Annotated in this window: 22 protein-coding genes and 2 pseudogenes; 15 read left to right on the top strand and 9 right to left on the bottom strand. The window is 38.3% G+C overall.

The genetic code is table 11. The annotated features are described in order from the left end of the window. Window positions 1–2: 2 nt before the first annotated feature. Window positions 3–989 carry an aldo/keto reductase gene (locus tag BN3769_RS12935; protein ID WP_195155587.1) on the bottom strand — a complete coding sequence of 329 codons (987 nt, stop codon included), beginning with the start codon at window positions 987–989 and terminating at the stop codon, window positions 3–5. A gap of 252 nt (window positions 990–1,241) precedes the next feature. On the opposite strand from BN3769_RS12935, the gene BN3769_RS12930 reads away from it, so the two are divergent. Then, complete coding sequence (locus BN3769_RS12930; RefSeq protein WP_068471252.1) at window positions 1,242–2,147, top strand: DMT family transporter; 906 nt, start codon at window positions 1,242–1,244, stop codon at window positions 2,145–2,147. Window positions 2,148–2,179: 32 nt separating this feature from the next. After that, on the top strand, window positions 2,180–2,515 hold the full coding sequence (locus BN3769_RS12925) for a hypothetical protein (RefSeq protein WP_068471251.1): 336 nt from the start codon (window positions 2,180–2,182) through the stop codon (window positions 2,513–2,515). 227 nt (window positions 2,516–2,742) lie between these two features. Here BN3769_RS12925 and BN3769_RS12920 read toward each other — a convergent pair. The 4 genes and pseudogenes from BN3769_RS12920 to BN3769_RS12905 all read right to left on the bottom strand — a co-directional run. Then, window positions 2,743–2,933, bottom strand: a pseudogene (locus BN3769_RS12920) (transposase); the annotation flags it as partial. Between the two features lie 178 nt (window positions 2,934–3,111). Next, window positions 3,112–3,708, bottom strand: coding sequence for a hypothetical protein (locus tag BN3769_RS12915; protein ID WP_068471249.1), 597 nt, complete (start codon window positions 3,706–3,708; stop codon window positions 3,112–3,114). Window positions 3,709–3,726: 18 nt separating this feature from the next. Further along, window positions 3,727–3,939 carry a hypothetical protein gene (locus BN3769_RS12910; RefSeq protein ID WP_068471248.1) on the bottom strand — a complete coding sequence of 71 codons (213 nt, stop codon included), beginning with the start codon at window positions 3,937–3,939 and terminating at the stop codon, window positions 3,727–3,729. Window positions 3,940–3,949: 10 nt separating this feature from the next. After that, window positions 3,950–4,249: a hypothetical protein gene (locus BN3769_RS12905; RefSeq protein WP_154017923.1), complete on the bottom strand. Its 300-nt coding sequence runs from the start codon at window positions 4,247–4,249 to the stop codon at window positions 3,950–3,952. 115 nt (window positions 4,250–4,364) lie between these two features. Here BN3769_RS12905 and BN3769_RS12900 point away from each other — a divergent pair, with 115 nt between their 5' ends. The 11 genes from BN3769_RS12900 to BN3769_RS12845 all read left to right on the top strand — a co-directional run bounded on the left by BN3769_RS12900 (window position 4,365) and on the right by BN3769_RS12845 (window position 11,335). Next, window positions 4,365–4,736, top strand: coding sequence for a polymorphic toxin type 37 domain-containing protein (locus tag BN3769_RS12900; RefSeq protein ID WP_068471246.1), 372 nt, complete (start codon window positions 4,365–4,367; stop codon window positions 4,734–4,736). After that, the gene (locus BN3769_RS12895; protein WP_154017922.1) at window positions 4,733–5,377 is read left to right on the top strand and encodes a hypothetical protein; all 645 of its coding nucleotides are present in this window, start codon (window positions 4,733–4,735) and stop codon (window positions 5,375–5,377) included. Before BN3769_RS12900 ends, BN3769_RS12895 begins: the two co-directional genes overlap by 4 nt. 96 nt (window positions 5,378–5,473) lie before the next feature. Then, window positions 5,474–5,722 (top strand): hypothetical protein, encoded by a 249-nt coding sequence (locus BN3769_RS12890; RefSeq protein ID WP_068471244.1) that lies wholly within the window; start codon window positions 5,474–5,476, stop codon window positions 5,720–5,722. Window positions 5,723–5,817: 95 nt separating this feature from the next. Next, entirely contained in the window at window positions 5,818–6,222 is a 405-nt protein-coding gene (locus BN3769_RS12885) for a hypothetical protein (RefSeq protein WP_068471243.1), read from the top strand. 17 nt (window positions 6,223–6,239) lie between these two features. Next, window positions 6,240–6,587, top strand: coding sequence for a hypothetical protein (locus BN3769_RS12880; protein WP_068471242.1), 348 nt, complete (start codon window positions 6,240–6,242; stop codon window positions 6,585–6,587). Between the two features lie 210 nt (window positions 6,588–6,797). Beyond that, the gene (locus BN3769_RS12875) at window positions 6,798–7,172 is read left to right on the top strand and encodes a hypothetical protein (protein ID WP_068471241.1); all 375 of its coding nucleotides are present in this window, start codon (window positions 6,798–6,800) and stop codon (window positions 7,170–7,172) included. Between the two features lie 212 nt (window positions 7,173–7,384). Continuing rightward, the gene (locus BN3769_RS12870) at window positions 7,385–8,095 is read left to right on the top strand and encodes a hypothetical protein (protein WP_154017921.1); all 711 of its coding nucleotides are present in this window, start codon (window positions 7,385–7,387) and stop codon (window positions 8,093–8,095) included. A 130-nt stretch (window positions 8,096–8,225) separates the two neighbouring features. After that, complete coding sequence (locus tag BN3769_RS15090) at window positions 8,226–8,882, top strand: hypothetical protein (RefSeq protein ID WP_228840701.1); 657 nt, start codon at window positions 8,226–8,228, stop codon at window positions 8,880–8,882. A 249-nt stretch (window positions 8,883–9,131) separates the two neighbouring features. Then, the gene (locus BN3769_RS12860; RefSeq protein WP_068471239.1) at window positions 9,132–9,740 is read left to right on the top strand and encodes a hypothetical protein; all 609 of its coding nucleotides are present in this window, start codon (window positions 9,132–9,134) and stop codon (window positions 9,738–9,740) included. 314 nt (window positions 9,741–10,054) lie between these two features. After that, entirely contained in the window at window positions 10,055–10,522 is a 468-nt protein-coding gene (locus tag BN3769_RS12850) for a hypothetical protein (RefSeq protein ID WP_068471237.1), read from the top strand. Between the two features lie 159 nt (window positions 10,523–10,681). Further along, window positions 10,682–11,335 (top strand): hypothetical protein, encoded by a 654-nt coding sequence (locus BN3769_RS12845; protein ID WP_068471236.1) that lies wholly within the window; start codon window positions 10,682–10,684, stop codon window positions 11,333–11,335. A 148-nt stretch (window positions 11,336–11,483) separates the two neighbouring features. Here the strand turns inward: BN3769_RS12845 and BN3769_RS12840 are convergent. The 3 genes and pseudogenes from BN3769_RS12840 to BN3769_RS14555 form a co-directional block, all read right to left on the bottom strand. After that, window positions 11,484–11,648: pseudogene (locus tag BN3769_RS12840) on the bottom strand (helix-turn-helix domain-containing protein); the annotation flags it as partial. A 422-nt stretch (window positions 11,649–12,070) separates the two neighbouring features. After that, entirely contained in the window at window positions 12,071–12,403 is a 333-nt protein-coding gene (locus BN3769_RS12835) for a MafI2 family immunity protein (protein WP_068471235.1), read from the bottom strand. Continuing rightward, a complete protein-coding gene (locus BN3769_RS14555) occupies window positions 12,400–12,753 on the bottom strand; it encodes a polymorphic toxin type 50 domain-containing protein (protein WP_195155583.1) in 354 nt (117 codons plus the stop codon). The genes BN3769_RS12835 and BN3769_RS14555 overlap by 4 nt, the downstream gene beginning before the upstream one ends. Before the next feature lie 53 nt (window positions 12,754–12,806). Between BN3769_RS14555 and BN3769_RS12825 the strand changes: the two genes are divergently transcribed. Both BN3769_RS12825 and BN3769_RS12815 read left to right on the top strand, forming a co-directional pair. Continuing rightward, window positions 12,807–13,319 carry an outer membrane beta-barrel protein gene (locus BN3769_RS12825; RefSeq protein ID WP_255354203.1) on the top strand — a complete coding sequence of 171 codons (513 nt, stop codon included), beginning with the start codon at window positions 12,807–12,809 and terminating at the stop codon, window positions 13,317–13,319. A gap of 380 nt (window positions 13,320–13,699) precedes the next feature. After that, window positions 13,700–15,592: a hypothetical protein gene (locus BN3769_RS12815; RefSeq protein ID WP_068471228.1), complete on the top strand. Its 1,893-nt coding sequence runs from the start codon at window positions 13,700–13,702 to the stop codon at window positions 15,590–15,592. A gap of 72 nt (window positions 15,593–15,664) precedes the next feature. Here BN3769_RS12815 and BN3769_RS12810 read toward each other — a convergent pair whose 3' ends face one another. Beyond that, the gene (locus BN3769_RS12810) at window positions 15,665–18,043 is read right to left on the bottom strand and encodes a ribonucleoside-diphosphate reductase subunit alpha (protein WP_068471226.1); all 2,379 of its coding nucleotides are present in this window, start codon (window positions 18,041–18,043) and stop codon (window positions 15,665–15,667) included. Window positions 18,044–18,079: the final 36 nt, after the last annotated feature.

The raw sequence follows: 18,079 nt of genomic DNA, 5'->3' as shown, positions 1-18,079 counted from the left end.
ATTTATCCGCTCTCTTTGGGCATGGCTGCTTCGGCATAGCGCAAGCCGGCAGCTGCTCCGCGCGGGGCAATGCGGTTTAACTGGTCCAAATCGGCTTGAGACAGGTGAATATCAAGCGCTTTGACATTTTCTTCTAAATAGCGGATGCGTTTGGTTCCGGGAATGGGAATGATATCTTGGCCTTGTGTCAGGACCCAGGCAAGAGCCAACTGCGAAGGCGTGCAATGTTTCTGGTTAGCTAATTTCTCAATTTCGTGAACCAGCTGTAGGTTGCGCTGGAAATTTTCTGCCTGAAAGCGGGGCGTGAAGCGCCGATAGTCATCGGTTGAAAGGTCGTCGATGCGCTTAATTTTACCCGTCAAAAAGCCTCGGCCAAGAGGGCTATAGGCGACAAAGCCTATTCCAAGTCGTCGGCAAGTGGTAAGGATATTTTCTTCCGGATCGCGCGTCCACAAAGAATATTCCGTTTGCAACGCGGTGATGGGATGGACGGCATGGGCGCGTTCAATGATTTTAGAGGAAGCCTCCGAGAGGCCTAAAAAGCGGACCTTGCCTTCTTTGACAAGCTGAGCCATCGCGCCTACGGTCTCTTCGATCGGCGTATGGGGATCGATCCGATGCTGATAGTAAAGGTCTATGGTGTCTACGCCCAAACGCTTCAAGCTTGCTTCGCAGGCTGTCCGTACATAGTCCGGTTTTCCCGAAATGGAGCGGGTTTGAGAATCCTGAGAGCGGACAATGCCGAATTTGGTGGCCAAAACGACCTGGGAGCGACGCTGGCGGATGGCTTTGCCGACGAGCTCCTCATTTGTGCCGTTGCCGTACATGTCGGCTGTGTCTAAGAAGTTAATGCCCAGGTCCAAGGCCCGCTGGATCGTATTGAGGGAGTCCTGCTCTTCTGCCGGACCATAAAATTCCGACATGCCCATGCAGCCCAGTCCGATGGCCGAAACAGTCAACGGACTTTTGCCTAGTTGCCTTTTTGGTATAGACATCCTATCCTCCTTTGTGGAATATACCGAAGAGCCGTCAAAAAATTGAATTTGAACTCCCTTCGGTATAGATTGTATTAAAATTAAATTTATAGAATGATGGCAATAGAAATAAGCCTTAAAATGCGATAGTCAATTGGAAAGGAAATTAGAATGGACGCATTTTTATTATTGGATTTATGCTGCGCTTTTTATTTTAACAATTCTTGCGATCGACAGGACAGCTTAACGGCAGGAGGAAAATAAGGCATGGCCATTTATGCCCTTCCTCATTCGAGCTTATTTAGGGGAAGTTTGTATGCGCTAGCCGCTTTCTTTTTGATGGCTGTCTTTGGCGTATTGACTAAAGCGGCCGCTGCTCATGCCTCCATCTTTTGGGTCAGTTTTATTTCTTATCTGGTCGGGTTGCTGCTCATGCTGCCCATCTTGAAAAAAAAAGGAACCGAATTTCTAAAAACCTCTCATTTGAGCTATCACTTGGGACGGGTCGGCTTTGGTTTGGCAGCCAGCCTGCTTTATACTTTATCTTTGCGCTATATCCCTTTGGTCAATGCCACTTTGCTTTTTAATACGACTCCGCTTTTTATTCCCATCTTAGCCATTTTTATGCTCAACCAGCGCGCCTCCCTTCGCACGTGGATCTCTATTTTGATCGGTTTTATCGGCATTATGATCATCATTAAGCCGACTCAGCAGATTTTCGATCAGGTGGGGGATCTGATTGGATTGGCCTCCGGCATCTCGCTTGCGATTGCCTATGTATTTATTAAAAAGCTGGCTCCCACGGATTCTTTAGAGGCGATTCTCTTTTATTTCTTCTTCTTTGCAACTTGCATTCAATCGGTTTTTATTCCCTTTCTCGGTCCTATGCCGTCCTATCCGGTTATTGCAGAAGCGGTTGCGGCAGGCGCGGCTTTTTTCCTGGCGCAATTAAGCCTGGTGAAAGCCTATGAATATGCCAGTGCGTCTGAAGTGGGGACATTCCAGTATTCTTCCGTGATTTTTGTTGGGATATTGGATTGGATGATCTGGAACCAAGTCCCTCCTTTTTCTGATTTGCTGGGAGTGCTGCTGGTGATCATAGCCGGTCTCTTAATTATTCGAGAGGCGATGAAGTCGCAGAGAATTCCGTTTAATATTCAGGGCAAACATTAAAAATAGGACCTAACAATAAGGAGAAAGCTCTTATGAAAGCTTTAATTAACTACGCGCTTTTTGCCGTTTTCATGAGTTCTTTGTCTTCTGTTCAGGCGGAAGAAAAAGACTGGCAAAAACAGGATGATAAGCAGTGGGAAGCTAGCCGGGAAGAGTGGTGGCGCCAGCAGAAGAAAGAAGAGGAGAATAAAGAAGCGGACCAGCGCGAGCAAGAGCGCGTTGATGAAAGTCATCGGCAGCAGCAACGCGTACAGGCACGCATCGATGCCAGTCGAAGAGAGCAGCAGCGCATAGAGGATAGAATTCAAGATAGAAAACTTGAAGACCGGCGGGCCGAAGAGAGGCGGTTGGAGTCTCAGAGGCGGTAGCTTTTTTCTTCTGGCAAAAGCTTGCCTTTTGCCAGGATGGCCGCAAGCGCACTCAAAATGTCCATTTTGAGTGCGCTTGCAAGTTTTTTTAGCAAGTCCTTAAACGGTTCAAAAGCGTGATCTGTTCCCTAAAAAAAATGGTGCGGAAATTGGGGTAAGTCCAAGGGGCCTGAAATTAAAGAGGGCTAATTTAGTTCAAAAATATAGCTTTGCACTAGGGCGTGTCGTCAATTAAGCCAGATCACGCAAGCAGCTAGTAAACTGCTGATAAAAAGTTGCGAGCAGTTTTATCATAACGAGTAGCAATGGCTCGATATTGCTTCAATTTAGCAAAAAAATTCTCAATAAGATGCCTAGCCTTATATAGATGATTATCATAATCTCTAGGCTCTTTGGCATTAGTTTTCGATGGAATCACAATGCCCTTACCCCTCTTTGTAGCAAATCCTTGATTCGTTCCCATTGATCATCTCGCAAAGCATATCGTTTCATCGCCAACTCCTTGAGTTGGTTAGTTTAATCGATAGCTGGGTAATTTAATCAATCATTTAATTGACGACACGCCCTAGATAGTTTAATAGAGAAGAGCGCTTGGATTAATCAGATGTAAACTGTGATAAAGTTATCTCTAAAAAATTACCTTTGGCATAGATGGCTGATATTTGTCCTCTTTGGCGTTGGTATTTTTGAGTTAGCTCAATTGTTTCTGGATGATTAAGATCACCTACAAAATTGACGCTTTCAATTATCAATGGAGAATAATTATAGTCTCCACAGGGTTCTAGCTTAATACTAGATTTTTGCATAGCGACATGACTTAAAGTAGTGCAATCAAAATATCCACGCTCTCTTTTATTATAAAGCATAGCGTTGTGTTTTCCGTAACCGAGTAAGATTCCCCAGAGTAATTGATTATCTTTGATACTAGCGGCTAGAGAGGTTTTACCGGATTCGATATTAGCCAAAAGCTCTTCTGCTTTGACTTCTTGTTCTAAAAATTTGTTGAATAATTTTTGATTGTCCTTAATAACTTTCACAAATTCTTTTCGATTAATGAGAAAGATGTTAGATATGCTAGCTATTTTAGATTTGCTTGGTTCTAGAATCATTAAATAGTGTTTTGAAGGGAATAAGGGAGCATATTTTTTCCATACATGCCAACTCTTCCAAAAAAGAGGATCTTGGTCGTTCATTCTTTCAAGTGTATTTTCCTAAGGAGTGACATTAAAATGTGCAGATAATGAAATAGGCTTATCTGCAAAAAGGGTATAAGCAAATTGATCACTTATCAAAGTGGAAAAGAAGGAACTGATATAGCCTTTATCTTCTTCAGAGATAGATTCAAGAATTTTGTTTATATCAATTCCATTTAGATTCAATATGAAGAGCAAGCTAAAAAGAAAATAAACTAAACGCTTCTTCATTAAATTGTTCTTATCTTCTTTGTTTATCGCCACATTTTGGACGAGTTGTCGTCCCACTTACATAATGGCCATTTGCACACATCCAGGCTACTTTGGGTTCGAAGAAAATTCCATTTTCATCGTAATAAATAGCATCCACCATTTCCGCATAGCCATTTAAATTCACAATAATTCCATTTTCAGCAACCATTACATCTTTTGCGTTGATATAAATTCTTTTCGCGAAGGCGCTAGTTGAAATACCAAGTGATAATGTTAAAAACAAACTATAAAAAAATTTCTCATTTTGTTCTCCTTTATATTCGTTCAAAAATTTTATTTATTTCAATAAAATTTTCCACGAAAACTTATTTACTTTTGGGGTGGCGTTAGGTCCTCTAATTCTTCCTACAGCTGGTGTTATAATAGGATGAGGAGCAGCTTATTTGGTCTATAAGGGTTTTAATGAATTGCATGATTACATGGTCCTAAAAGACCTTGAGAGTGTAGAAGGAGAAGAAGGTTTTTATAAAGATAAGGCAGGTAAAGAAGATAAGGAAAAAGAGGCAAGAAAGCCAAAATATGATGGAAGAGATCTAGGGAATGATCCAACAAAATGTCCGGGGGAAGGATTTGAATGGAAAGGTGAAGGAAAACCAGGAAGTAAAGAAGGTAATTGGGCGAATCCCAAAACTAAAGAATGGTTAAGGCCAGATTTAGACCATCCAGAGCCTAAAAAGCCACATTGGGATTATGGCGGTCGTACGTTTCCAGAAGAATATAGATTATTTTTAGATAGCATATGGGAATTAAAATGAATAAATTAAAAAAATACGAATTAAATTTTGATGAGGCATTAAATTATATTAAATGGAATTTAAATAAAACAAACACTCTATCTTGTGAATTATTGAATTTATTAAATTTTAGGAGTGGTTGTTTTTTTACATTAATATCTAATCAGACAGTTATTGAAAACTTGCATAATTTTGAAAGAGGGGGAATCTTTCCTCAGCAATCAATGAAAGAAAATGTCAGAGAGCAATGTTATTCTTCCGTTCAAACTTCAAGAAATGAAGTGGCGAATATGCTATTTTATGAATTAAAAAGAAAATCTAATTTTAATTGTTGTTTTGATGATATGTTAACTTCTCCTTTACCTATAGGGTCAGATGAGTTATTTGATGCTTATGGAGTTTGCTATAAAAATGATGTTTATTATTACTTACAAAATAAAGATATTTCTGTGGATTTGCTAAAAAAATGTTTTCATTATTCAAATAATGGTTGGCATTCATTATGTGTTTTAACTCAATCTACTCTAAATAATAATGAAAGAGCATTCTCTTTCAATAAAATTCAAGATGTTGCTTTGAAAACTGGTTTAATTATTCTTCGTGCTTATGATGGAGAAGGATATGTGTTCTGGGAACGTGAAAATGTTAGTTTTTTTGATTAAAACGTCAGAATAAGTGTTCGCTAGAAATAATCTCTAAGAAAAGCATAAAATTTTAATCCAATCTTTCCCTACTAGATATTTCCAAAAAGCCATTTAATGAATAAAAAACGCATACCACCACCTATTAGTTTTGCTGATTCTGAATATCAATCTTTTCATATGGAAAGAGATGCTACTTTGACGATCTACATGAAGTCTTGGCAAGAAGAACCGTTTAAAGTTATCTTTAAACATGCCATACAGTTTTTATATAGGCTAGGTGATGTTCCAAAGGGATTATATGAATTAAATTCCTCTTTATTCTTAGAAGAAGCCTTATCACCAGTAATAAAGATCGGTATTTAGATAAAAATGGAAATCCCGTGCATAAAAATGACGACGCCTCTCATCTATATCCACCAGAAGGAATAACTTGGAGTTTTTAATCGAAAGGAAATTTTATGGACATTAATAAAAATTCGAGTTTTTTTCATGATGGCGGGATCATTGATATTAAAAATAATCTTAATAAAATAGAAATTTCAATGGAGAGTAGTCAATTATTGCCTGAATGGAATCTAGATCATATTCCTTTATCTAATTTTCAAACTATTCGAGGGAAGTTACATTTAGAAGGAATTAAAAGTCTAAAAGTTAATGATAAATCAGTAGAACAAATAAAGATGCAATATGATAGTGGAGAAATTTTAAATTTTGATCTAGAGCATTTCAAAGTTAAATTTTATATAACCTGGATAAATTATCCGCCAAAACAAAGAATTCAAGAGACCGAGAGTCTTGAGATAGAAGCTGAAAAAATTTATTGGGAAAATATTCCCGATTTATTTGATCCAATGAATGAATGATTTCCAAGGATAATCGAATGAATAAGAAAATTATAGCCGAAAACATTGATTTTGCAGATTCCGAATATAAATCTTTTCATATGTCGGAAGAGGCGGTTTTAACGGTATATCTAAAATCATGGGATGCAAAGCTATTGATTATTACTTTTACTCATGTCATTCAATTTTCATATCAACTGGGGAGTGATCCTAGTAATTTATTTGAAATAGAAGACAGCCCTGTTTTAAAATCTATATTAGTGGAAGCTTATGGTGGAATCCCTAATAATAATCCATTTAAATTATTTATAATAGAAGATATAGATAAGTTTCCTTTTATTCAAGTCGTAGCAGAATCTGTGACGGTAATTAAAGATAGAAGTTAAAAAGCTAAAAGCAAAATTATTTATCCTAAATACAATGGTAGCCTAGCGCAATGGAAAGGCTATTCAGCCTTTGGCTCGCAAACCATGCAAGGAGGGGCGAGCGTGGCCTGTCCTTGAGGCTTTGGCAATTGGTTTCTAGTTATTATAAATGACCCTGAATTTCTAAAAGGAGAAAGCCTATTTAATATTATTCAACTTTCATTAAAATTTATGAGCTTTAAATTTATCATACTAGATTATATTGAAGGCTCTGGCAAAAAAGATGGGGTAATATCTTCTTTAAAAAAGAAGCAGGGCATGGCTATTAAATTAGATCAATTTTTGCAAGAATTGAATGATGTCAAGCAATTTGATTGGGGAGATTTTTTCCTATTTAAAGAATTTCCTGAATCTTGGGAAGATCCAAAAGGGGCACTTTATCCTTATGTGGTTGCTCAAACTAATACGACTATAAGAGCCGTTGATAATCAATATATCTATGTCTATACACCTTATAGAGAACTTGTGGATCTAATTAAAAATACTTATCCAACAATAGAATCTATTAAGGAAGATGCACTCAACAACCTGGATTTTCCGGAATAGGTGCTCATTTTTTATAATTGTTTTCTACCTGAAATAATATGCAAATTCAGGTTTGCCCTATTTCAAAGAAAATGGAAATCGAATTTTTGCCCGCTAGGGATGATTTAATGAATAAGAAAATTGCAGTAAAAAATATTGATTTTGTCGACTCTGAATATAAATCTTTTCATATGTCAGAAGAAGCCTAGTAATTTATTTGAAATAGAGGATAAGTGGGAGTTGAAGTAATGACTGGCTTAATTAAATATAATTTAGATTTTGATAAAGCAATGAAATTTACTAGAGACAATTTGGATCAAGTAAATTCATTATCTAGTGAACTATTGAATTCAATCATATTTCAAGATGGAAGCTTTTTTACCTTGTTACCAGCTGAATCTAATTTAGAAAAGCTATATGAATTCGAGGCTGGATTGATTCTTCCTCAAAATCCTACTGAGGAATATATAAGTAAGGGGCATAAAGCAACCTATTCCAAAATCCCAACGATTAGGCATCAATTAGCAGATTTGATTGTCCAAGAAATAAAGGAAAGCGAACATATATCATGCCTATTTGATGATACAAAGCGCTCTTTTTCTGATAAAGCTTATATAAATTTATATCATACGAATGGAATTATTTTTCAAAATGAGATTTATTATTTAATTACTAAAGAAAATGTTAATGCTAATTTAATTATAGAGGGGTTAAGAGCTTCTAACTCTTTTTGGCATTCATTAGGTATTTTAACGACTGCAAATTTTTCTAACAAAGATAAGCGAATAATTTCTTTAAATCAATTCCAGGAAATTGCCCAAAAGACGGTATTGATAATAATGGGGGCATACGACGGCGAAGGATATATTTTTTGGAAACCAAATAATATAATGAGCGTCGATGAAAAGAGAATGTCATGTCAGTTAAAGTTGGAGAACATCTAACGAGATGGAAAATGAATTCAAGCAAGGGATGAATTTGGTAATCCTACGGGTATAAGAAAAATAGAAATACCTAGATTGTTTTTAATTCCTTCCTCTCCTAAAAATTTAATAGAAATTGATGATTTAAGATATGAAACAATTAGTGAAATACAATTTAGATTTTGATCCAGCTTGGGTATATGTGAAAAAAAAATTGGATCAGGTAAACATATTATCATCAGCTCTGATCCAATGGATCAATTTTAAAGAAGGCCATTTTTTTACTTTATTACCAATAGATGCAAATTTAGAAAGATTGTATGAATTTAAATCCGGAATGGTTCTTGTTCAAAATCCTACTATAGAATATATGGTCAATGGGGAAAAAGCTTCACACTCTGAAATTCCTACAATCAGAGATGAATTAGCGGAATTAATTGTAAACGAAATTAATAAGCGAAATAATCTATCTTGTATTTTAGATGACGTTTTAAATTGTTTATCTGATGAATCTCATACAGATTTATATGAAACTCATGGATCAATTTATCAAAATGAGATTTATTATTTATTTACAAAGAATCATATGAGTGTTGATCAATTGATTGATGGTCTAAATCAATCAAATGCCTTCTGGCATTCCCTGGGCGTCTTAGCAGAGGCTTGTTTGACTTATCAAGATAATCGAGCGCTATCCTTAGATCAATTCCAAAAAATTGCTCAAAATGCAAAATTAATTATGATAGGGGCCTATGATGGAGAAGGATATGTGTTTTGGGAACGTGAAAATGCGAGTGTTTTTGGTTAAAACTTCAGAGAAAGTGTTTGTCAGCAATAGCCCTAAGAAAAATCATAAAATTTTTAAATCTCATATTTTCTATTAAATTTTTTAGAAAAACATTTGAGGAAGCCTTATCAATCGAATAGATTAAAGTTCCCTTAGATCATCTTTACAAGTATTTTCAAGTAGAAGATATTACTAGTTTTCCCTTCCTCCAAGTTATAGCTGAGGGGGTAACAGTTATCAAAGGATGATAAATACGTGAGAGTTTAAGCTATGCTAAAATTGAATTATGATGAATTGGATTTCAAGAAGGCTTTCGAATATTTTCAAGATAACTTAATAGAAACTAATACTTTATCTTCTAAACTAATCAATTTAGTTGATTTCAAGAAAGGAACTTTTTTTTCCTTTTTTCCTGAAAAGATCAATTTTGAAAAAATTAATTGTTTTAAAGAGGGAGGAATTGCTAAGCAGAAGGAAGAAATAAAAGAAAAGATCTTCAAAGAATTGAAATCAAATAATAAATTATGCTGCGTATTTGATGATGTTTCAGCAACTTTTAAACCAGATTATGCGGAACCTTTATTTCTTAATTATGGATTATTCTATGAAAAAGAGATCTATTATTTAATCAGGCCGGAAATCGCATCTCTGAAACTTTTAAATGAATGCTTTTATGTTTCAAATGCTATATGGCATTCTCTCTGTATTTTGACTGAATTTGATTTTGGTAAGAAAAAAGACAAACAACTCAAAATAGAAGAAATAGAGGGCATATGCACAAAAACTGTTTTGATTGCATTAGGTGCTTATGATGCCGAAGGATATCTTTTTTGGAAGGCAGAAAATTCGAAAGTTTTCTCAAACCTCTCTTTCAAATAGTTTTCTTTTACGTTCTACAGTATAAGATAGTGATGTTCATAATAGAAAATTTTCTTAAGATAAGAAAATAGTGTTTTTTTGCTGTTTCAGCCCAAATTCAAACGTGTTCTTAAGAAAGAAAATTTTTATCCAGATGAAGTGGGCTGTTTAGGATTTCAATTAATTATCAGGATAAATTTTTTGCAAAAAATTTTAGAACCTCATACCTGGTATGTATCGGGAATAGACCACTTTTTAAACAGTTTTATTCGTAAAATTTTTCTCATTTACAAAGCTACAGATTTTGAGAACCCATGCTGACAAAGGGCTATTGAATGAAAAGCACAGTAGAAAATATTCCTTGGTATCTCATTATTATCCAAGATTTAAATGGCTTACCTGGAAAAAGCATTTTTGATTTGATTCAGCTTTTATTAAAAGCTGTTAAGTTTGAATTCGTTGTGCTTGATAATATCTATGGAGCTATAATAAAGCCTTTAGTTGATAAGGAAAATGTAATTATTAAACTAGAAGATGCTTTAATAGATATTGATAAAGTGTTTCAATTTGATTGGGGAGATTTCTTTCTATTTAAAGAATATCCACAGTCTTGGAATGATCCTAAAGGAGCGCTTTATCCTCATGTGATTGCTCAAACGGATATGACTGTAAGAGCCGTTGATGATCAATATATCTATGTCTATACGCCTTATAGAGACCTGGTGGATCTAATTAAAAATGCTTATCCAACAATAGAATCTATTAAGGAAGATCTATTAGATAATCTAGAATTTCCGGAATAGAAATTTTTTTAAATTTAATATCTTTATAAATTAAAGTGAATAGTAATGAATTGCATGATTATATGGTCTTAAGAGACCTTGAAAAGTAGAATGTCCTGGAGAAGGATTTGAATGGAAAGGAAAATGCGGGCCAGAGACTGGAACTTGGGAAATTAAATTATGAAGCGATTGAATAAAAACCTTTTAGATTTCGATCTTACATGGGAATATGTACAGGATAATTTAGATAAAACAAATGTAATATCATCTGAATTACTCTCTACCATAAATTTTAAAAAAGGATACTTTTTTACACTGCTACCAGATGATGCAAATCTACAAGCCATTCACAAGTTTAATTATGGAGGAATTCTTCCTCAAAATCCTATACAGGAATATTTTGTAGATGGACATAGAGCAACTTTCTCAATAAAAAAATCAGTAAGAGAAGAATTAAGTCTTATTATTCTAAAAGAAATTAACGCTCATACTAATTTGTCTTGCATTTTTGATGATGTAAACTTTTATGCTGATGAATTAATCGGATATTATTTATTTGATAAGTATGGTCTGTCTTATGAAAAAGAAGCCTATTACCTTCTTAAAAATAATGAAATTTCTCTAGATCTAATTAATGAATGCTTAAGAGTTTCAAATGCTAGTTGGCATTCTTTATGCCTATTGACATCAGCAGATTTAAATAAAACGATTAAAATTTTAACTTTTGAAAAAGTTAAAGAAATCTGTCTCGCAACTGAATTAATAATATTGGGTGCCTATGATGCTGAAGGGTATGTATTTTGGGAGTCTAAAAATGCCTCTTTTTTTGATTAAGAAATTCCTAAATATCGACTTATTCCTATGATGCCCTAAATCGCCTGATCAGCTGCCTGCAAGAGAGGTTCTCACGCTATTTGCCTATGATGCCTTTGACCGCTGCATTATCTTAGCTGGCCAAGAAGGCCCCAAGCAAGTCCACTTGCAGGGCGAGTTCTTCACCAGCCTCGTAAAGCTCTTTGTATCTATAAAAGCTATCTCGTGAATAGCCCATGACCCTGCAAGCCCCACTCACATTACCAAGCATATGAGCAAGCTGTAAAAGACCCAGTTTGTTCTTAATCATTTTATGTTGATCAGTAGGATTCATAATCCACCTATATCTGTTTTGGAGGCCGACGCCCTCGGGGAAAACTTGGGCTTCGGTCTCAATTGTTTTATAAAACATTTAATATAGGTTTCAGATTAAGTCTAGATCAGCTCATATAATTAGGCGATGGAAAATCAGCTATGAATTCCGTGTCCACTAAACTTGCTAGTTCTTCCTCTTTTTCAGAAAGCTCTTCATGGTAATAAAAGATAAGTTTCTTTTTCGATAAGTACGTAAACCGCTCTTAGATTAGGAGTTACACGGACCTAGTAAACATCCTTGAATAGAGCATAAAACATGGAAAATTATTTCTGTAGAAATCATTCTAGCCGTTTAATGGATGCTCTCCAAAATCTACGGTTTCTTTACAACTTGATATAACCGGTTGAACTCTTTCTATATGGCTTGTACTCGCATAAAATTTATCTTTTTGATTCTAAATAATCCTGACGTCTATAAGCCCAAAAATCATTATTAGGAAGTGGATTTGGATAATCTAAACGTTTATATTGTTCATTTAAGCGGCCTTTTATAAGGTGAGAAATAATATAAGCACAGATCTCAGAAGCAGCCTCAAGGTCATTTTTTTTTACTTCACCATCATAATAAAAAGTCATGTAAGCTGTTTCATCTAATTCGTTCCAACAAGCTGTTACCCCTCTTATTTTATTAAATAATTCTTCTTTTATTTCTGATTTCGCTAATTCTAATTCATAAGCAGTAGATTTTATTAGGTCTCTTTGTAAGTCAGTCATTTGATTATTGCCTCTGGATTTGATGGTATTACATGAAATGTTCCATCTTTCGCATATTTAATTCTACCTTTTGAAGGTGGCGTATATTTTATTTTTTCATTAATCTTTTCAGCGTATTCACCAATAATTTTTCCAAATTCTACTCTTTCAACATAACCAGCTTCTCCAAATGATCCTTCAACCCGTTGTCCTTTACCGACATATTTTTTTGTTAATGTTTCAAACTCGTTAGGCTCCATTGTAAGTGTTCCTCTGCCCTGTAAAAAATTGTGTTTACCCGGAATAGGTTTATTTTGCTTATCCCACTGAATCCTAACATTTTTAAAATAATTTTCTCTTAGAGGATTCAACCTGGAGAGGTAAAATAAAATGGGTAAGGATAGAGATCACTCCTTATGCCGGGTTGTTAAGCGGGGTGAGTTTTTTTGATTTGGCAAGAAAGCACGAACAGGCAAAGCCAGGATATTACCTAGGGGCTATAGCGGGATTTAAAATGCTAGACTTTTATCGACTTGAATTCGAGAGCTCTTATGGAAGAGCGGAAATGGATTCCACTAGAAAAATAAAAGATGTAAGAGGGCATGTCAGGTCTTTATCTTTTATGTTAAATAATCTGCTCGATTTTAAATTATCCTGTCCCATTCGTCCTTATTTTGGTTACGGAATTGGTTATACACGCACTAAGGCTCAATGGAGAGGGCAGTTAGCTCATTCCCATCTCGATTATGATCCGATCAGAAGAGGTTTCTTACTTAGCTCCATTTCTTTACAATTCATTGCCGGAGCTAGATACCGCTTATTTGAAGATGTTGATGTGTGTCTGGATTATCGCTGTCTTTTATTTGGCATGAACAAAAGAACGCATAAAAATCTCAGGGTAAATAAATTAGGGCTTTTTATTAATCATTACTTTTAAGTTTTTTCTGCCTGCCGTAAGGGTATCCGTTACGGCAGGCCAAAATGGTCAATAGCCATTCTTGTCATTTCCCCCTATCTTGATCTATGCTGGTTAGCTCCTTTATCCGCCTTGCCAACACTTGCTGGCTCAGGCTTGCTTGTAATAAAAAAATCGACTTTTATAGAAAGATTGCTTTCAATGACTTTTCGTTTTATTCCTTAAATAAGCTGAATGTTGAGTTTTTCCTATTTAAGGTTTTGGCGCAGTTAAAGGGCAAAATTTAAAAATCAGACTCAATCAAGAATTGTTTTTTGATAAAATGAAAATTTAGCCAATTCTCTTGCCTAGCCCTTCGTTTGATGGGTGGTTTTTTCGCTCTCTATTTAAAGGAAATTTATATGGTAAAAATCACAGATCTTACCCCGGTAGATACGAATTTGACGGTTGCTTCAGAAGAGACGACGCAATCCCATACAACAGTTTCAGGCCGCAGCTACAGTACATTTGCAAGCGACATGAGCGATCAGGCTCGAAAGTTCAAAGAGCGGATTGCCAACCATGCGTTTTTCAATAGCCTCTGCTGGGAAGCGGCTAAGAACACGGGTTTAGAAATGACCGGAGCCAGCTTAGGCGGCAGCCTGGCGGCTGCAATGGGGCCGCATTTGTATCCGGACGTGCCCTTAGCGGCCCTTGCTGCAACCGTTTGCTGGCTGACGGATGAGTCATCTCAGACTGTTCGTAAAACGGATCAAGCGGCCAAGTTAATTTTTTGCAGCTTAACCTTTACGCTTATCGGGCTTGTCCTGACTTCTGGGTTTTCGGAATTGGCTCCGGAAGAAAGCGAGGGATTGGCAACTGTCTGGACGACTTTTTTTGGAATGATCGGCTCTCTTATTGGAGGATATTTGTTTAGCAGCGAACAGGTTTTCTACGATTCAAGTCAACCGGAGGAGTCTTATTCCATAAAAGTGGGAAAATACCTAATTGCCGGAGAAATGGCGCAAAAAATCCTTGCCCGCCCGCCCGCTTCTCCGATTTATTATCCATTACGTCTGGCACGGACGACTGCTGTTCTCTCCTCTCAGCTGATGGCTTATTACTCTCCTCTTCTCATAAAAACCGCAGAGGAGTTGCGACAGCACAAAAGCAAAACTATTTTAACCCATCTTTTAAAGCACGTCATTGCCGAGCGATGTGGAGGACAGCACTCGACGCGGATTGCAAGAGACATTTCGGAGCTTATTGTCGGCCCTTTGAATGAATTCTCCCGTTATCTTTCAACAGAGCTGAACCTAGGCAATCAAAGCCGCAATGCGTTGAATGCCGTGATTGAAACAGGCTTGAATCAGATTCTAAATCCGGACTATACGCCTAACTTCGTTTTGAGGTCTTTTGTGAGCTATTCCAAAATCATCAAAACAGAGGAGATTCAAAAGGCTTCCCGCCATTTTGAATTATCGTTTGGAGATGAAGAAGAAAGGAAAAAGAGCAAAGAGACGCTGATCACATGCATTCGGAATAGGATCCAGAACCTCTTTCCTGCAGAAAATTTAACGGATAAAATTGCTGATTTTGTACTGACGGCATTTCTAGACGAACAAAAGTCGAAAACACTTGCGGCTTTATTGATTCAAAAAATTAAAGAGGCAGAGCTGCGCCTGACCGGCTTTCCTTTGCTCAGCGAACATCACGCAGGTTTTATTCAAGATATGTTGGATATTCACATTCAGAACTATTTAATTTTTGCCTTATCCCGCCACCAGTCTTTTTCAAAGGCTTTAACTTTAATGGACGAGGAGCAGCTTCTCTTGGATATCCAGCAAGGCTTTTTCTCCCTCTATTGCAAGAAGGTTGTCCCTTCTTTCCTTGCCGATAAAGTGCAAAAGGTGACCGGATTCGGCATTAAGGCGTTATTTAGCACTAAAAAGGCTTTAAGAATCAAATCTCAACAGGTTTTAACGCGGTTTGCTCCCTCTATGATTCAATCCGGTTACTTTTCCCCGCCTGTTTCCAATAGCGGGCAATTGCCCCTATATCTCAATCTTGCTTCTCTAGAAAATCCCCTTTATTTTGAAGAAGAGCCTCAAGCAAAGGACACTTCAGGAAATGATATGTCTACGTTTAGCCAAAGCGCTGTTCCACCCGCTCGTTCGTCGCCGCCTCTTTCTTCACCGGGAATGCAAGAAATGCAAAGCTTGCAAAAAGCAGGGAATGAAGCCTTCTTAGAAGACGCAGAGCAAAAGATCGGAGGCGTTTTGATCAAAGCCGAGTATTTTTTTGAAGATCTATAGCTCCTAATAGTTTGCATTAAAGAAATAAAAGCATACTCAAAGCCTAATTTGAGTATGCTTGCAATAAAGGGATCAACCGCTGCAGCTCAGGCAAGGCTCATCAGGATCCAAGGAACAGGATAAAGCCTCGGCAGAATGGGGTTGATCTGCATGAGCCTTTGCTTTTGGCTGGGCAGGGCCTGTTCCTAAAGAGGTATCCACCGTGAATTTAATGGCATCTGCGGCCGCTTTGGTGCGCAAATAGTACATGCCCGTTTTGAGTCCTTTTTTCCAGGCATAGAAATGCATGGAGGTCAATTTGGCAAACGAGGGATTCTCAATAAATAAATTGAGGGAGTGCGACTGGCAGATGAAGGCTCCGCGGTCGGCCGCCAGGTCGATCAGCGTCTTTTGCTTGATTTCCCAGACGGTTTTATATAGCTCTTTAATGGATTGCGGAATGAGATCAATATTTTGAATGGAGCCATTGGCGGCAATAATCTCATGCTTCATCCGGTCATTCCAAATGCCTAGTTTGACCAAGTCCCGTAAGAGGTGTTTGTTGACGACAATAAATTCGCCTGACAGCACGCGGCGCGTGTAAATATTGGATGTGTAGGGTTCAAAGCATTCATTATTGCCTAAAATTTGAGAAGTGGAGGCCGTGGGCATAGGGGCGATCAAGAGGGAATTGCGCAGGCCATGCAAGGCAATATTTTGCTTGAGCGCCTCCCAATCCCATCGCGGTCCCGGCTGTGCCTCCCACATATCGTATTGCAGAATCCCCTTGGAAGCGGGCGAGCCTGCATAAGTCTCATACGGGCCTTCTATTTGCGCTAGCTGGTTTGAATCCGTTAAAGCGCCATAATAAATGGTCTCGAAAATGTCGCGATTGAGCTGACGGGCTTGAGCGGATTCAAAGGGTAAGCGCAAAAGGATGAAGGTATCGGCCAATCCCTGGACGCCGATGCCGATGGGGCGGTGGCGTAAATTGGAGCGGCGCGCCTCTTCGACGGGATAGTCATTATGGTCGATGATGCGATTGAGGTTTTTGGTCACTGCCTGCGTGACTTCAAAAAGCTTCCGGTGGTCGAATTGCCCTTCTTTGACAAAGCGGGGAAGGGCCAACGAGGCGAGATTGCAGACGGCAATTTCATCGGGCGCTGTGTATTCGATGATTTCCGTGCATAAATTACTGGACTGAATCGTTCCCAAATTCTGCTGGTTGGACTTGCCGTTGCATGCATCCTTATAGACAAGATAGGGATTTCCCGTTTCGATTTGCGATTCCAATATTTTAAACCAGACTTCTTGGGCCTTGAGCGTTTTGCGCGCCCGTCCTTCCTCTTCATAACGCGTATAAAGGGCTTCGAATTCTTCTCCCCAGCATAGATGCAAGCCGGGCGCCTCATTCGGGCAAAAAAGCGACCAATGGGCATTGGCTTCCACTCTTTTCATGAATAAGTCGGGAATCCATAGTGCAGTAAAAAGGTCTCTGGCCCGCACTTCTTCTTTGCCATGGTTCTTTCTCAACTCTAAGAATTCTACAATATCGGCATGCCAGGGCTCCAGGTAAATGGCAAAAGAGCCCTTGCGCTTGCCTCCTCCTTGGTCGACATAGCGCGCGGTATCATTGAAGACGCGCAGCATGGGGATGATGCCATTGGACACGCCGCCCGTTCCGCGAATATACGAGCCAGTTGCGCGGATACCATGAATGCTCAGGCCAATGCCGCCGGCGGACTGCGAAATTTTGGCGCATTGCTTGAGTGTGTCAAAGATGCCTTCAATGCTGTCATCCTGCATTTGCAGGAGAAAGCAAGAGGACATCTGTGGGTGGGGCGTTCCTGCATTAAACAGCGTTGGCGTGGCATGTGTAAACCAGCGCTCGCTCATTAAATGGTATGTTTCGATGGCCGAGTGGATATCGCTTTTATGGATGCCAATGGCCACGCGCATGAGCATGTGCTGCGGCCGCTCGGCGACCTTGCCATGCATTTTCAGCAGATAAGATTTTTCGAGCGTCTTGAATCCAAAATAGTCGAAGCCAAAATCGCGGTCATAAATGAGCGTGGAGTCCAATAGCTCTGCATGCTGCTGGACAATATCATAGACGTCTTGCGCAATGAGAGGCGCGCGCCTTTGCGTTTTGGGATCGGTATAATGGTAAAGATCATAAATCGTGCGCGAGAAAGACTTGTGCGTGTTCTTCTGCAGATTGGAGATGGCAATGCGCGAGGCGAGCAGGGCATAGTCGGGATGGGTGGCCGTCAAAGTGGCGGCCACTTCGGCGGCTAAGTTATCCAGCTCGCTTGTCGTCACGCCATCATAAATGCCTTCAATGACTTTCAAGGCCAACTGAATGGGATTGATATGGGCCGGGTCCAGTCCATAGCAGAGTTTTTGGATTCTTGCAGTGATCTTATCGAACTTGATCGGCTCTTTTCTTCCGTCTCTTTTGATGACAAACATGGTTTTTCCTTGGGGTTTTAAGAAATCCTCTAAGAG

Source organism: Candidatus Protochlamydia phocaeensis (assembly GCF_001545115.1).
Taxonomy (GTDB): domain Bacteria; phylum Chlamydiota; class Chlamydiia; order Chlamydiales; family Parachlamydiaceae; genus Protochlamydia_A; species Protochlamydia_A phocaeensis.
This window is presented reverse-complemented; position numbering and strand designations above follow the sequence as displayed.